This window comes from Flavobacterium johnsoniae UW101 (genome assembly GCF_000016645.1).
Classification (GTDB): Bacteria; Bacteroidota; Bacteroidia; order Flavobacteriales; family Flavobacteriaceae; genus Flavobacterium; species Flavobacterium johnsoniae.
The window spans coordinates 3458378-3470430 of sequence record NC_009441.1 but is presented as its reverse complement, the minus strand read 5'-3'; the positions used below and the strand labels follow the sequence as shown (position 1 = coordinate 3470430).

13 protein-coding genes are annotated in these 12053 nt (G+C 32.7%); 9 read left to right on the top strand and 4 right to left on the bottom strand.

All coding sequences use genetic code 11. The annotated features are described in order from the left end of the window. Positions 1-3 precede the first annotated feature (3 nt). Positions 4-909 (top strand): patatin-like phospholipase family protein, encoded by a 906-nt coding sequence (locus tag FJOH_RS15180; RefSeq protein ID WP_012024986.1) that lies wholly within the window; start codon positions 4-6, stop codon positions 907-909. Between the two features lie 72 nt (positions 910-981). Here the strand turns inward: FJOH_RS15180 and FJOH_RS15175 are convergent, their stop codons facing one another. Continuing rightward, positions 982-1503, bottom strand: coding sequence for a DUF7935 family protein (locus FJOH_RS15175; protein ID WP_012024985.1), 522 nt, complete (start codon positions 1501-1503; stop codon positions 982-984). A 124-nt stretch (positions 1504-1627) separates the two neighbouring features. Here FJOH_RS15175 and FJOH_RS15170 point away from each other — a divergent pair, with 124 nt between their 5' ends. The 5 genes from FJOH_RS15170 (at position 1628) to FJOH_RS15155 (ending at position 6376) form a co-directional block, all read left to right on the top strand. Beyond that, positions 1628-2395 carry a sulfite exporter TauE/SafE family protein gene (locus FJOH_RS15170; protein ID WP_012024984.1) on the top strand — a complete coding sequence of 256 codons (768 nt, stop codon included), beginning with the start codon at positions 1628-1630 and terminating at the stop codon, positions 2393-2395. Positions 2396-2477: 82 nt separating this feature from the next. Then, positions 2478-2639: a hypothetical protein gene (locus FJOH_RS26995; protein ID WP_159436630.1), complete on the top strand. Its 162-nt coding sequence runs from the start codon at positions 2478-2480 to the stop codon at positions 2637-2639. A gap of 231 nt (positions 2640-2870) precedes the next feature. Next, a complete protein-coding gene (locus FJOH_RS15165; protein ID WP_012024983.1) occupies positions 2871-5207 on the top strand; it encodes an ATP-dependent helicase in 2337 nt (778 codons plus the stop codon). 1 nt (position 5208) lies between these two features. Then, on the top strand, positions 5209-5622 hold the full coding sequence (locus tag FJOH_RS15160) for a hypothetical protein (protein ID WP_012024982.1): 414 nt from the start codon (positions 5209-5211) through the stop codon (positions 5620-5622). A gap of 133 nt (positions 5623-5755) precedes the next feature. Next, on the top strand, positions 5756-6376 hold the full coding sequence (locus FJOH_RS15155) for an L-threonylcarbamoyladenylate synthase (protein WP_012024981.1): 621 nt from the start codon (positions 5756-5758) through the stop codon (positions 6374-6376). A gap of 187 nt (positions 6377-6563) precedes the next feature. Here the strand turns inward: FJOH_RS15155 and FJOH_RS15150 are convergent, their stop codons facing one another. The 3 genes from FJOH_RS15150 to FJOH_RS15140 are packed head-to-tail and all read right to left on the bottom strand — an operon-like array spanning position 6564 to position 8918. After that, on the bottom strand, positions 6564-7397 hold the full coding sequence (locus tag FJOH_RS15150) for an OmpA/MotB family protein (RefSeq protein WP_012024980.1): 834 nt from the start codon (positions 7395-7397) through the stop codon (positions 6564-6566). Positions 7398-7431: 34 nt separating this feature from the next. Further along, positions 7432-8451, bottom strand: coding sequence for a glycosyltransferase family 2 protein (locus FJOH_RS15145; protein ID WP_012024979.1), 1020 nt, complete (start codon positions 8449-8451; stop codon positions 7432-7434). Positions 8452-8465: 14 nt separating this feature from the next. After that, complete coding sequence (locus FJOH_RS15140; RefSeq protein ID WP_012024978.1) at positions 8466-8918, bottom strand: type I restriction enzyme HsdR N-terminal domain-containing protein; 453 nt, start codon at positions 8916-8918, stop codon at positions 8466-8468. 94 nt (positions 8919-9012) lie between these two features. Here FJOH_RS15140 and holA point away from each other — a divergent pair, with 94 nt between their 5' ends. The 3 genes from holA (at position 9013) to ettA (ending at position 12024) form a co-directional block, all read left to right on the top strand. Continuing rightward, complete coding sequence (gene holA, locus FJOH_RS15135; RefSeq protein ID WP_012024977.1) at positions 9013-10017, top strand: DNA polymerase III subunit delta; 1005 nt, start codon at positions 9013-9015, stop codon at positions 10015-10017. Between the two features lie 64 nt (positions 10018-10081). Further along, complete coding sequence (locus FJOH_RS26565; protein WP_012024976.1) at positions 10082-10264, top strand: CAL67264 family membrane protein; 183 nt, start codon at positions 10082-10084, stop codon at positions 10262-10264. 68 nt (positions 10265-10332) lie between these two features. Then, positions 10333-12024 (top strand): energy-dependent translational throttle protein EttA, encoded by a 1692-nt coding sequence (gene ettA / locus FJOH_RS15130; protein WP_012024975.1) that lies wholly within the window; start codon positions 10333-10335, stop codon positions 12022-12024. The last annotated feature ends 29 nt before the right edge of the window (positions 12025-12053 follow it).

The following is a 12053-nucleotide window of genomic DNA, read 5'->3' as shown; positions in this document are numbered from 1 at the left end:
TTTATGAGAGCATTAGTTATTTCTGGCGGAGGAAGTAAAGGCGCATTCGCCGGAGGAGTTGCACAATATTTAATAGAAGAAAAAAAACATGAATACGATTTATTTATAGGAACTTCTACAGGAAGCCTTCTCATTCCGCATTTAGCTCTCGGCCACATTAAAAAAATTCATTCAGTTTATACAAATGTAACAATGACAAGTATTTTTAATATTTGTCCGTTTGTTGTAAAAGTAAAAGAAGGAATTGATATTGTAACCATCAACCACTTTAATGTACTACGTCAGTTTTTTAAAGGAAAAAGAACTTTTGGAGAAAGTAAAGGTTTGAAGAAATATATTCAGAATAATTTTTCGCTTTCTGATTTCAATAAACTAAAAAAAATGGATAATGACGTGGTTATTACAGTCACGAATTTTACCAAAAACGAATCAGAATATAAGTCGGTTAAAGATTGTACTTACGAAGAATTTTGCGAGTGGTCCTGGATTTCCAGTAATTATGTCCCGTTTATGAGTTTAGTGACTAAGAATAATTACGAATATGGTGACGGCGGTTTTTCGAGCCTGGTTCCAATTCGTGAAGCAATTAATCGCGGCGCCACAGAAATTGATGTTATTATTCTGGAAACTGAAGTTAATACCAGTAAAATGGTAATTGGTAAAAATCCATTTTCGTTGATGATAGATTTGTTTAGAATTGCCTTAGATCAGGTAGAAAAACATGATATTGCTATAGGAAAACTTATGGCAAACAGTAAAGATGTAAAGCTTAATTTATATTACACGCCAACGAAATTAACTGATAACGCTTTGATTTTTAATAAAGAAGTAATGAAAGAATGGTGGGAGCAGGGTTATGAATATGCTCAGAATAAATCTGAAGTTATGAGTGATAACAAAATAACTTAAGATGGAAAAATTTAGATTTTAGATTGAATGTCCATTATCTGAACTCTGCAATCTAAAATCTAAAATATTTTTTTACCAAAGTTCTGCAACTTCGTTTTTAATATAGCTCAAAGCAGCATTGCTTGGAGATTGTTTTTCTAATAAGTCGTTTAAAATAACTTCACGAAGTTTATCGGCGCTGTCAACGCGATCGCTCATAGCAGCTTTGCGAATCATTTGTATGGTTGAATTTTTGGCAGTTGTGATAATAGTCCAGCATTCTTCAGACATATAAATTTGCTGCGTTAAATTGTGTTCGAATTCTTGTTCGATTTGATCAATTACAAAATTTTCGTAATCGTGTTTATCTGGAGAAATTGGACTAATTCTGATTAATAATTTAGTCAAATTAATACGTTCTAAAAACAAAGTCATACGCTCATAAGCTTGTAAACGTATTGGAAGAGATTGTTTCTGATAATCTCTGTTTAGTAAAAAAGCATGTTTCTTATCGCTGTTTTTAATATGCAGTTCAAAAAAACGATAAGCTACAAATCCAGTAACAATTGCAGGTAAAGTATAACTGGCTAATTCTATAATTCTTGTAAAATCCATTGGGTCAAATTTTTTAGCAAAAATATACTTTTTGATGAGAAATCCACTTTAAATTTATCTCAATAAACAAAATGGAAGCTGTACTTTTGCAACTTGTTTTTTAATTTATTGAAACACACTTTTAATGGATTCATACATAATACTTTTTCTTTGTTTAGCTGCTTTTGCGGCGGGATTTGTTGATGCAATTGTGGGTGGCGGAGGATTAATCCAGACACCAATGGGATTAATTTTACTGCCAAACCTTCCAGTTTCTACAGTAATAGGAACTTTAAAGATTCCGGCTTTCAGCGGTACTGCTTTTGCCGCTTTTCAATACCTAAAAAAAGTAATTATTCAATGGAAACTGCTTTTAATTATGATGTTTCTGGCAGTTCCGTCTGCATTTTTGGGTTCTACCATTTTAACACTTGTAAGCAACGATTTTATGAAACCGCTTTTGCTTGTGGTTTTGTCACTGTTGTTTATCTATACTTATGCAAAGAAAAATTTTGGACAGCATGCTGCTAAAGATCATTCGCAGACAACTCAAATAATTTATGCCGTCTTTATTAGTATAATTGTTGGTTTTTATGACGGATTTATTGGTCCAGGAACCGGAAGTTTTTTTGTTGTAGCCTTTATTGCTCTTTTAGGGTTTGATTTTTTACATGCTTCTGCAAATGCTAAAATGGTAAATCTGGCGACAAATTTTGGTTCTATCTGCCTGTTTATGATAAAAGGAAAAATAATCTGGACGATTGCAATTCCCATGGCGATAAGCAATGGACTTGGCGGCTGGTTAGGAGCAAAACTTGCCATTAATAAAGGAAATGGTTTTATCAGGATTTTCTTTTTGGTTGTGGTTGTTGGAACGCTGATTCGTTTCGCTTATGATGTGTTTTATAAATAAGGTTCTAAGGGACTGAGATTCTAAGATGCTAAGTTTTTAAGATGTTGAGATTTTGAATTGTTAAATAACTAAAAAGACTATAATGAAGGATAAAATTGTTGAAAATTCTGAGGATCTTGTTAATGATTTTCAAGATGAAACTATATCCAAAGAATTGCAAAAAAGTGAGGAAGATATAAAAGCAGGAAGAACTATTGATTTTGAAGATTTTAAACAAAAATTAAAAGCGAAGTACAATATTTAAATTTCATTTCTTTCCAATTTCTCAAAAGAAACCAATTGTTTGAATCTAGCCCCGATAGAGGAGGTATCCTCGCAGAGAAGCGGAGAGATAAAGCCGAAAGCGGGAACTGTGTTTGATAAAATGCCTAATGTTCTGCTTCAAAAAATAAAAACTTAGCATCTTAGAACCTTAGCATCTTAGTAGCTATTTAGAGTATTAATTCTTAATTTTGCATAAAAGGAGAAAAATTACATGCAGAAATATATTGACCAGCTCAACGAAGCGCAGAGACAGCCTGTTCTAAAAAAAGACGGGCCAATGATTATTATTGCTGGTGCAGGTTCGGGAAAAACTCGTGTTTTAACGATTAGAATTGCTTATTTGATGGCGCAGGGAGTTGACGCCTTTAATATTTTATCGCTGACGTTTACTAATAAAGCGGCACGTGAAATGAAGCACAGGATTGCAGATATTGTAGGAGCATCTGAAGCAAAAAATCTTTGGATGGGAACTTTTCACTCGATTTTTGCTCGTATTCTTCGCTCAGAATCAGATCATTTGGGGTATCCTTCTAATTTTACTATTTATGATTCTCAGGATTCGGCCAGATTAATTTCTTCTATTATTAAAGAAATGCAGCTGGATCGTGATGTTTATAAACCAAAACAAATTTTAGGACGTATATCTAGTTATAAAAACAGTTTGATTACTGTAAAAGCATATTTCAATAATCCGGAATTGGTTGAAGCCGATGCAATGGCAAAACGACCAAGATTGGGAGATATTTATCAGCAGTATGTAGAGCGTTGCTTTAAAGCTGGTGCAATGGATTTTGACGATTTGCTGCTAAAAACCAACGAACTATTAACTAGATTTCCAGAAGTTTTAGCCAAATATCAGGATCGTTTCCGTTACATTCTTGTTGATGAGTACCAAGATACAAATCACTCTCAGTATTTGATTGTTAGAGCTTTATCAGACAGATTTCAGAATATTTGCGTGGTTGGAGATGATGCGCAGAGTATTTATGCTTTCCGTGGCGCGAATATTAATAACATCTTGAATTTCCAAAAGGATTATGAAGGTGTAGTTATGTTTCGTTTAGAGCAAAATTACCGTTCAACCCGAAATATTGTAGAAGCGGCAAATACGGTAATGGAACATAATAAAACTAAACTTGATAAAGTAGTTTGGACTGCGAATGAATTTGGACCAAAAATTAAAGTCCACAGAAGTTTGACAGATGCCGAAGAAGGCCGTTTTGTTGCCAGTACGATCTTTGAACAAAAAATGCAGAATCAGCTTCACAATGGATCTTTTGCTATTTTGTATCGTACAAACGCACAGTCGCGTGCTATGGAGGATGCTTTAAGGAAAAGAGATATTCCGTATAGAATTTATGGAGGATTGTCATTTTACCAGCGTAAGGAAATTAAAGATGTTTTGTGTTATCTGCGTTTAGTAATTAATCCAAAAGATGAAGAAGCATTGATTCGAGTAATCAATTATCCTGCTCGTGGAATTGGAGATACAACAGTTGAAAAACTTACTATCGCAGCAAATCACTACAAACGTTCGATTTGGGAAGTGATGGTAAACATTGATAAAATTGATTTAAAACTGACTTCGGGTACAAAAAACAAACTAAAAGATTTTGTTACCATGATTCAGAGTTTTCAGGTTATTGATCAAAATCAGGATGCATTTTATATAACAGATCATGTTGCCAAGAAAACCGGCTTAGTTCAGGAATTGAAAAAAGATGCTACTCCGGAAGGAATGGCAAAAATTCAAAATATTGAAGAACTTTTAAACGGTATTAAAGATTTTACAGAAGGACAAAAAGAAATTGACGGTGCAAGAGGAGCTTTATCTGAATTTATGGAAGATGTGGCACTTGCGACGGATTTAGATAAAGATACAACAGATGAAGATCGTGTAGCGTTAATGACCATTCACCTTGCAAAAGGACTTGAGTTTCCTCATGTTTTTGTAGTTGGAATGGAAGAAGATTTGTTTCCTAGTGCTATGAGTATGAGTACCAGAAGTGAACTTGAAGAAGAACGTCGTTTGTTTTATGTTGCATTAACACGTGCAGAACACCAAGCGTATTTGACTTATGCCCAATCTCGTTACCGCTGGGGGAAATTAACAGACAGCGAACCGTCTCGTTTTATTGAAGAAATAGATGGACAATATTTAGAATATCTAACTCCGGCTGAAACGAATTACAGATATAAATCGCCTATCGATGGAGATATTTTTGGAGATATTGATAAATCAAAGTTAAGATTAGCAAAACCGGTAGGAGGAACTCCGCCAAAACATATTACAGATAATAATCCAAAACCGGATTTAAATATTCGTAAATTAAAACCTGTTTCAGGAAATGCGCCAGCAAGTTCAAGTGCTAATTTGTTTGATAATAAATTAACTATTGGGAATGTTGTAATGCATGAACGTTTTGGAAAAGGAGAAGTGATTAATTTAGAAGGTGTTGGAGCTGATAAAAAAGCCGAAATTAAATTTGAAGTAGGAGGTATTAAAAAACTCTTGCTGAGATTTGCTAAATTAGATGTGGTTGGGTAGTATGAGTAAACTATTATGCAATTTAATCTTTTTAGTTTCTTTAAGTGTTTTTGGACAATCAGAAAAATTGGTAAGAAAAAATGATAAAAAGTTAGTTGGATATTGGAAAGGAGCTGATTTTGACAATGTAAAATTTATCCAAAAAAAATATTGGACTATTAATAGAGAAGAAAACGGGAATTATTTTATTGTATTTACATCGTTTATTGATTGTGAAGTAAAAGTTTGGAATGAAAGAGGAACTTGGTGGACTGATAATGGTAAATATTTTCAATTAGATTCTAGAACTCATAATTTAACATCAATCAATTATAGTCTTATTAATATAAATGAGATGTTTTTTTCTAAAAAACCATCAGATGCAAAAGTTGAAAATAATGATGTTTACTATTTTGAGGGTTTAATAGATTATTAAGGTCTTACTATTCTAATAAACTAAGTTTTGAAAATATTTGTCATCTGATACTGAGGGTTTAAAAAATAAACATAGGTTTCGGCTTCGCTCAGCCTTACGAAATCTGAAACAAATAAAAACTTGAAAAAAAACTATGGCAGAATTTATAAAAATATACCCAGATAAACCTAGCGAAGCTGCTATTGCAAAAGTAGTGAAAGTGCTTCAAAATGGCGGATTGGTAATTTATCCAACAGATACTGTTTACGGTTTAGGTTGTGATATTACCAATTCGAGAGCTTTAGAGAAAATAGCAAAAATTAAAGGAGTAAAATTAGAAAAAGCTAATTTCTCATTTATTTGTCATGATTTGAGTAACTTATCAGATTATGTGCGTCAAATCGATACTTCAACTTTTAAAATATTAAAGAGAGCTTTACCAGGACCTTATACTTTTATTTTACCAGGGAATAACAACCTGCCAAAAGAGTTTAAAAAGAAAACTACTGTGGGTATTCGTGTTCCTGATAATAATATTGTATTAGAAATTGTACGCCAGTTAGGAAATCCTATAGTTTCGACTTCGATTCGAGATGAAGATGATGTAATTGAATACACAACAGATCCTGAATTGATTTTTGAAAAATGGCAGAATCTAGTCGATATGGTAATCGATGGCGGTTATGGAGATAATGTTGGTTCAACCATTATTGATCTCTCAGAACATGAACCAATTGTTGTTAGAGAAGGGAAAGGTGATATCGATATTTTGTAAATAAACACTGAAATTGTGTAAAAAATTAAAAAATATAACTAACTTTAGTATAGTTAAAATTTAGTTAGTTAATAAAAATAATGCTATTCTTGATTTATATTTAATTGGTTATTAAAAAAATTAAGGATACATAAAAGCAGGTCAATTGACCTGCTTTTTCTGTTTAAATAATATGTGAAACAAAGAATTATTTCGCTTGTTTTTTCATCTCTTTTTCGATCATATCGTAGAATTGATCGATTTTTGGCATAACAACGATACGAGTTCTTCTGTTACGAGCTTTGTTTTCAGCAGAATCATTTGCAACTAATGGTACATAAGAACTTCTACCTGCAGCAATTAATTTAGCTGGATTAACTCCAAGATCATTAGTTAAAACACGAACGATAGAAGTAGAACGTTTAACACTTAAATCCCAGTTGTCTAAGATAACTCCATTGCTTTTGTAAGGAACATCATCTGTGTGACCTTCAACCATACATTCAAAATCTGGTTTGTCATTTACAACTTTAGCAACTTTAGCTAAAACAGATTTAGCTTTGTCACTTACGTCATAACTTCCACTTTTAAATAATAATTTATCAGCGATAGAGATAAATACAACTCCTTTTTCAACATTAACTTCGATATCCGGGTCGTTGATTCCAACTGCACCTTTTAAGCTTGTAACTAAAGCTAAAGTTACACTGTCTTTTTTAGTAAGTGCATCTTGAAGTCTAGAGATTTTTAAATCTTTTTCTTTCAAGCTTTCTAAAGATTTTTCAAGGTTTTCAGCACCTTTTGTAGTTAAAACTGTTAGATCTTTAGAGCTGTTAATTAAGTCTTGATTATGTTGTTTATAGCTTTCAGCTGTTGCTGCTAATCCTGCTTTTTCTTCTAGACAAGAATTTAATTTAACTGTGCAAGAGTTTAATAAATCTTGGGTTTCTTTTTGCTTAGCCTCCAGTGCTGCATATTCCTTTTTCGATACACACGAAGTTAAGGCCATTAATACTGATAGTGCGATAACTATTTTTCTCATAGGTATTATATTTAATTAAACGTTGATTACAAATTTAGTTTTTAATATTTTGATTAGTGTTAAAGATTTCTTTAAAAACCCTTATTTTCTTAATATAATACAGGAAAACGATACTTTTTACAGTATAGTATTGCTGTATTTGAAAATCTTTTCGTTCTCTTAGATATTTTAAAGATATACAATAAAATGAAAAATGTGCTTTTAAAATTGCAATTGTATGACTAAATTTTCCTTGTGTAAGAAAACGGATACCAGCAATTCCATCTAAAACCATTCTGAAAAAAATCACAAAAAATAATCCTTTTTTTGGTAGGTTTTTGACAAGCATTAACAACGAATTTCTAAAATTTAAATACGTCTTTTTGGGATTCCCTTGCTGCAATGTAGCACCGCCGACATGGTAAACCACCGACTTTGAATTGTACTTTATAATGTGTCCTTCATTTGCTGCACGCCAGCATAAATCAATCTCTTCCTGATGTGCAAAGAAAGTTTCATCAAAACCTTTTAATTCATGGTAAACTTCTTTTCTAATAAAGAAACAAGCCCCGGATGCCCAGAATAATTCACAATCGTCATTATACTGTCCGTTGTCTTTTTCTAATGTTTCAAAGATTCTTCCCCTGCAAAATGGAAAACCATATTTATCAATAAAACCTCCGGCTGCTCCGGCATATTCAAAATATTCCTTGTTTTTAAAATCAAGAATTTTTGGCTGGATAATGGCGGTTTGTTTTTCTTTATCAAAAGTTTCGATAATTGGTTTCAGCCAGTTCTCAGTAACTTCTATGTCAGAATTTACTAAGGCATAAATTTCTGCTTCTACATTTTGAAGCGCATCATTATATCCTTTTGCAAAACCGTAATTTCCAGTGTTTTGAATGATTTTTACCGACGGATAATTTTCTTTAACAAAATTTACAGAAGCATCTGTTGATGCATTATCGGCAACATAAATCGTAGCTTCTTCTGAATATTGCAGAACAGACGGTAAAAATTGTTCTAACAATTTTACTCCGTTCCAATTTAAAATGACAACTGCTATTTTATCCAAAAGTATTCTTTAATTTATTTAATAATAGTATAATCGGGCAGACTCTGCAAAAACTGATATTTTTCGTTTTCAAAATCCATTTGACAGTAAAAATGATTCAGTCCGTTTGTGACATTCAAAAACCGTGCCTTCATTGTCATATTATAACGGGCAATTTGATCAAAAGTTGCCTGAGATATTTTAACCTCTGGAGCTTTACACTCTACTAATATATGTATAGAACCATCCGGATTAAAAACCACTACATCATATCTTTTTCTTAATCCGTTGACTGTTAAAACCTTCTCTACGTTAATGAGGGATTTTGGATATTTTTTTTCATTAATTAAATAATGAACTACATGCTGGCGAACCCATTCTTCTGGGGTGAGAATTATAAATTTTTTCCTGATTTCATCAAAAATAGACACTTTATTTTCGCTATTTTTGAATCGGAAAGTATAAGTTGGGAAATTTAGTTTTAACATAAAGCAAAAATAAAAAATAGTTTGAGGTTTCAAGTTTAAAGTTTCAAGTTTTGAAGCAGAACCTGAAACTTTAAACTTGAAACAAAAAGATTGAATGGACGAAGTAATTAAAATTGTTAACGATATTAAGGCAGGTAATATAAAACCTATCTATTTTTTAATGGGTGAAGAACCTTATTATATAGATAAGTTGTCTGAATATATCGAACAAAATGTTTTGGCTGAAGAAGAAAAAGGTTTCAATCAAACTGTTTTATATGGAAGGGATGTTAGTGTTGAAGATATAGTTTCAACGGCCAAGCGCTATCCTATGATGGCTGATCGTCAGGTTGTTATTGTAAAAGAAGCACAAGAATTGTCCAGAACAATTGATAAAATTGAAGCCTATGTAAATAACCCGATGGAATCTACTGTTTTGGTTTTTTGTTATAAATACAAAACTTTAGACAAGAGAAAAAAAGTCACTAAACTTTTGGCTCAAAACGGGATAGTTTACGAAAGTAAAAAATTATATGAAAATCAGGTAGGAGATTGGATCAAACGAGTTTTAGCTGGAAAAAAATATACAATAGACCCAAAAGCCAATGCAATGCTTGTGGAGTTTTTAGGAACTGATTTGAGTAAAATAAACAACGAACTTGAAAAACTGCAAATTATTCTCCCTCAAGGAACTATGATTACGCCCCAGCATATTGAAGAAAATATAGGTTTTAGTAAAGACTATAATGTATTTGAACTTCGAAAAGCAATTGGTGAACGCAATCAGCTGAAAGCATATAAAATTGCTGAAAACTTTGCTCATAATCCAAAAGAGTATCCGCTTGTAATGACAACCGGACTTGTTTTTGGTTTTTTTGTACAGCTTTTAAAATACCACGGATTAAAAGATAAAAATCCAAAAAATGTAGCTTCAGTTCTTGGTGTAAATCCGTTTTTTCTAAAAGAATATGATTTAGCTGTAAAGAATTATCCAATGCGTAAAGTGAGTCAGATTGTTGGAGCTTTAAGAGATATTGATGTTAAAAGTAAAGGTGTAGGTGCTAATGCTTTACCTCAATCAGATTTACTAAAAGAAATGCTTTATAAAATATTTAATTAAGCCGTTAAAATTCACGATATTTGCCTTTCTAAAAAAAATGCTTTAAAATAATAATGACATAATTATGGGGATGAATAAAAATACCGTTTTAGGATGGGCTACTTTAATAATGGTGCTCATGGGATTACTGCTTATAGGTCTTGGAGCTTTTAGATACAGAGATGTATCAGGCTGGGGATTTGCGGCGGCAGGTGTTGGGTTTTTTGCCAATGCTTGGGTTTTTAATGCTTTGAAAGGAAGAGTTTAAAATATTTAGCAATTACAATTGCATTTTCAATAGATAAAAAAATAAATAATTAAAATTTAAAATAAAAAATGTCAGACGATAAGAAAGTAATTTTCTCAATGCAGAAATTGAGTAAAACCTATCAGGGAGCAGACAAACCAGTACTTAAAAATATTTATTTGAGTTTCTTTTACGGAGCTAAAATTGGTATTTTAGGTCTTAACGGTTCTGGAAAATCTTCTCTTTTAAAAATTATTGCAGGTGTAGATAAAAACTATCAAGGAGATGTTGTTTTTCAGCCAGGATATACTGTTGGTTATTTAGAGCAGGAACCAATTCTTGACGATTCTAAAACAGTTATCGAAATTGTTCGTGAAGGTGCTGCAGAAACTATGGCAGTTTTAGAAGAATACAACCAAATTAATGATTTATTCGGTCTTCCGGAATATTACGAAGATCAGGATAAAATGGATAAATTGATGGACCGTCAAGCGGCATTGCAAGATAAAATTGATGCGCTTGGTGCTTGGGAAATTGATACAAAATTAGAAATCGCAATGGATGCACTGCGTACTCCAGAAGGAGATACGCCAATTAAAAACCTTTCAGGAGGAGAGCGTCGTCGTGTTGCTTTATGTCGTTTGTTATTACAGCAGCCAGATGTATTGCTTTTAGATGAGCCTACCAACCACCTTGATGCTGAATCTGTACTTTGGTTAGAGCAGCACTTGGCACAATATTCTGGAACTGTAATTGCTGTAACGCACGACCGTTATTTCCTTGATAATGTTGCAGGCTGGATTCTTGAATTAGATAGAGGTGAAGGTATTCCGTGGAAAGGAAACTATTCTTCTTGGTTAGATCAAAAATCAAATCGTTTAGCTCAGGAAGAAAAAGTAGCTTCTAAACGTAGAAAAACTTTAGAGCGTGAGTTGGAATGGGTTCGTCAAGGAGCTAAAGGTCGTCAGACAAAACAAAAAGCGCGTTTACAGAACTACGACAAATTATTGAATGAGGATCAAAAACAACTAGATGAAAAACTAGAAATCTATATTCCGAATGGTCCGCGTTTAGGAACAAATGTTATTGAAGCTAAAAATGTTGCCAAAGCTTTTGGCGATAAATTATTATATGATAATTTGAACTTTACTCTGCCGCAAGCTGGTATTGTTGGAATTATTGGACCAAACGGTGCTGGTAAATCTACTATTTTCAAAATGATTATGGGAGAACAAGCAACAGACAGTGGAGAATTTTCTGTTGGTGATACTGTAAAAATTGCTTACGTAGATCAGTCTCACTCAAACATTGATCCTAATAAATCTATTTGGGAAAACTTTGCAGATGGTCAGGAATTGATTATGATGGGAGGGAAACAAGTAAACTCAAGAGCTTACTTATCTCGTTTCAACTTTGGAGGTGGAGAACAAAACAAAAAAGTGTCAATGCTTTCTGGTGGAGAACGTAACCGTTTACACTTAGCAATGACATTGAAAGAAGAAGGAAACGTACTTTTACTGGATGAGCCTACAAATGACCTTGACGTAAATACACTTCGTGCACTTGAAGAAGGTTTAGAGAATTTTGCGGGTTGTGCTGTAATTATTTCTCACGACAGATGGTTCTTAGATAGAATTTGTACACACATTCTAGCTTTTGAAGGAGATTCTGAAGTTTATTTCTTCGAAGGAAGTTTTACTGATTATGAAGAAAACAAAAAGAAACGTCTTGGCGGTGATTTAACTCCAAAACGTTTGAAATACAGAAAATTGATTAGATAAATTTTCTAATAAATTTCAAATAAAAAAAA

Bases quoted from the DNA above. Each gene is read 5' to 3' on its own strand.
- FJOH_RS15180 (WP_012024986.1), top strand. From the start codon at position 4: ATGAGAGCATTAGTTATTTCTGGCGGAGGAAGTAAAGGCGCATTCGCC.
- FJOH_RS15175 (WP_012024985.1), bottom strand. From the start codon at position 1,503: ATGGATTTTACAAGAATTATAGAATTAGCCAGTTATACTTTACCTGCA.
- FJOH_RS15170 (WP_012024984.1), top strand. From the start codon at position 1,628: ATGGATTCATACATAATACTTTTTCTTTGTTTAGCTGCTTTTGCGGCG.
- FJOH_RS26995 (WP_159436630.1), top strand. From the start codon at position 2,478: ATGAAGGATAAAATTGTTGAAAATTCTGAGGATCTTGTTAATGATTTT.
- FJOH_RS15165 (WP_012024983.1), top strand. From the start codon at position 2,871: ATGCAGAAATATATTGACCAGCTCAACGAAGCGCAGAGACAGCCTGTT.
- FJOH_RS15160 (WP_012024982.1), top strand. From the start codon at position 5,209: ATGAGTAAACTATTATGCAATTTAATCTTTTTAGTTTCTTTAAGTGTT.
- FJOH_RS15155 (WP_012024981.1), top strand. From the start codon at position 5,756: ATGGCAGAATTTATAAAAATATACCCAGATAAACCTAGCGAAGCTGCT.
- FJOH_RS15150 (WP_012024980.1), bottom strand. From the start codon at position 7,397: ATGAGAAAAATAGTTATCGCACTATCAGTATTAATGGCCTTAACTTCG.
- FJOH_RS15140 (WP_012024978.1), bottom strand. From the start codon at position 8,918: ATGTTAAAACTAAATTTCCCAACTTATACTTTCCGATTCAAAAATAGC.
- holA (WP_012024977.1), top strand. From the start codon at position 9,013: ATGGACGAAGTAATTAAAATTGTTAACGATATTAAGGCAGGTAATATA.
- FJOH_RS26565 (WP_012024976.1), top strand. From the start codon at position 10,082: ATGGGGATGAATAAAAATACCGTTTTAGGATGGGCTACTTTAATAATG.
- ettA (WP_012024975.1), top strand. From the start codon at position 10,333: ATGTCAGACGATAAGAAAGTAATTTTCTCAATGCAGAAATTGAGTAAA.